This is a genomic window from Rhizobacter sp. P2_H2, from assembly GCF_056403375.1.
Genome location: NZ_JBFUFP010000897.1, coordinates 1 through 2291, shown reverse-complemented (window position 1 = coordinate 2291; position 2291 = coordinate 1). Strand labels below are relative to the sequence as shown.

Annotated in this window: 3 protein-coding genes and 1 pseudogene; 1 reads left to right on the top strand and 3 read right to left on the bottom strand. The window is 66.7% G+C overall.

Annotation, left to right across the window (positions count from 1 at the left end; genetic code table 11):
- Positions 1-117 precede the first annotated feature (117 nt).
- On the top strand, positions 118-627 hold the full coding sequence (locus AC1D15_RS27965; RefSeq protein ID WP_477828575.1) for a hemerythrin domain-containing protein: 510 nt from the start codon (positions 118-120) through the stop codon (positions 625-627).
- A 176-nt stretch (positions 628-803) separates the two neighbouring features.
- Here AC1D15_RS27965 and AC1D15_RS27960 read toward each other — a convergent pair.
- The 3 genes and pseudogenes from AC1D15_RS27960 to AC1D15_RS27950 all read right to left on the bottom strand — a co-directional run.
- Positions 804-1161: pseudogene (locus AC1D15_RS27960) on the bottom strand (endonuclease/exonuclease/phosphatase family protein); the annotation flags it as partial.
- A 10-nt stretch (positions 1162-1171) separates the two neighbouring features.
- Positions 1172-1432 (bottom strand): hypothetical protein, encoded by a 261-nt coding sequence (locus AC1D15_RS27955; protein ID WP_477828574.1) that lies wholly within the window; start codon positions 1430-1432, stop codon positions 1172-1174.
- A gap of 135 nt (positions 1433-1567) precedes the next feature.
- Positions 1568-2291 (bottom strand): NRAMP family divalent metal transporter (locus AC1D15_RS27950; protein WP_477828573.1); only part of this gene is annotated, 724 nt, incomplete at its 5' end.

Below are 2291 nucleotides of genomic sequence, written 5' to 3'. Positions count from 1 at the left end.
GCTGTAGGAGCCGTCCTCTTTTGCCCCCAGGTCCTGCTTGTGTGTGACTTCGCGGACTACGCTCGAAGCACCCAGGCAGTGTGGCCATGTCGGCTGCACCCACTCAGGAGTTGAACCATGGCCATCCACCCCTCCCAGTCACAAGACGACGGCAGCGAATCCACGGACGCGATCACCTTGCTGGAACAGGATCACGAAGACGTCAAGGACTTGTTCGACCAGTACGACGAGCTGGCGGAGAACGAGGGCTCGGAAAGCGACAGGCAAGCCCTTGCGCAGCAGATCTGCACCATGCTGACGGTGCACGCCACCATTGAAGAGGAGCTTTTCTACCCGGCCGCGCGCGAAGCGCTGAAGGAAGACGACCTGATCGACGAAGCCGTGGTCGAGCATGCCAGCGCCAAGGACTTGATCGCCCAGCTGGAATCGATGCAGGCTGGCGACGACCTGTACGACGCCAAGGTCAAGGTGCTCGGCGAACTCATCGACCACCATGTCGAGGAGGAGGAAGACGAGATGTTCCCGAAGATGCGCAATTCGGGCCTGGACCTGCAGGTGCTGGGTGTCGCGATGGCCAGCCGGAAGGAAGAACTGCTGGCGGAGGCTGCGGCGAGTTCGTCGGTGTGAGGGACGGAATGACGGCCGTCCTCAATCTGCGGTATGCCAAGCCATGCACTGGAGCCATCACAGCCCTCTCGCAGCGCGGGTTGCCCCTCGGCGATCTTGAGTCGTCGGTGATCGACGCTGAAAGCGTGGCCAATGCCGGCTCCGTCTTGCCTATCGCGCATTGGCGCGAGTGTCTGGCGGAAATAGTCCCAGAACGTGTACATCGGCTTGCCGGGATGGAGTCGCGCCACGGCGTCGGTCCAGCCCTGGTCGAGCAGCCGGCGGAAGGCGTCGCGGCTTTCGGGCTGCAGCAGCGCGTCCTTCAGCCAGGAGCGCGTGTTGTAGATGTCCGYCGCGTCGTCTGTCGGCACCACGTTGTAGTCGCCCGCGAGCAGCACCGGCTCCTTGCGGTTCGAGCGCCGCGCGCGGAAACGTGGCCTGCGCGGCCTTCAGCTCCTGCAGGCACACGACATCCGGTTGCTCCCGCTCGAGCCAGGCGAGCAGGGCTGCCAGGCGCCCGTTGATGCCGTTGATGTTGCAGGTCGCAATCTTCATCGCGTTCACCTCAAGGAGGGGCCGCCGCCGCGGCTTCGATGAACAGGCGCTTGATCACCGGGTACGCGGCGCGCACCTGGCCCYGCAGCGCGGTCGTGGCCGTGGCCGCCTCGGCGGCGCTGACGCCGGGTGCGAAGTCCAGCTCGGGCCAGTCGAAGCGGTGGCTCAGCGCGATGCCGGCGGCCGCGATCAGCAGGCCGAGCAGCGCGGCGGCGTCTTTTGCGAGCACGGTGTAGGTGGTCGGGTCCTTGCTGCGGTGCAGTGCCTCCAAGAACGGCGTCGTGCCGGTGGCCTGGACGAACTGCCGGTGATGCCGGCCACCGCGAACTTGGTAACCGCGATCGCCACGTTGGCGGCGATCGCAGCGTGGATCGCGAGCTTGGTCGCTGCCACCTGCCGCCCGCCTTCAGACGAACGATGTCGCGAGCATCGCGATGCTGGCGGCAGCCATCGCAAGCGTCGCGCCCCAGCCGAGCACGCGCCAGGGGCGGCCGAGCGGCATGGCACCGATCACGCGGGCATGGGTCGACGCGACCATCACGCCCACCATGATCGGCACCGCGATCACCGCGTTGACGACCGCCGACCAGTACAGCGCGCGCATCGGGTCGAAGCCGGCGACGCTGATGAACACCCCGACCACCATCGCGGCGGCCAGGATGCCGTAGAAGGCGCGGGCGAGGTGCAGCGGCTGATCCAGACCCTTGCGCACGCGTACGACGCTGGCCACCGCGTAGGCCGCCGAGCCGGCGAGCACCGGCAGCGCGAGCATGCCGGTGCCGACGATGCCGGCCGCGAACAGCACGAACGCGAAATTGCCGGCAATTGGCTTGAGCGCCATCGCCGCTTGCGTCGTCGTCTCGACGTGAGTGATGCCTTGTTGGTGCAAGGTGGCGGCGGCGGCAACGATCATGAAGAACGCGATCAGGTTCGAGAAGCCCATGCCGGCGATCGTGTCGATGCGCAGGCGCCTGAATTGCGCCTCGCGCTGCGTTGGTGCGCGCAGCAGCGGCTGGTCCTCGGCSACGCGGTGGATCTCCTCGACCTCCTGCGCCGCCTGCCAGAAGAAGAGGTAGGGGCTGATGGTGGTGCCGAGGATCGCGACGAGGGTTGTCACGTAGTCCCTGCTC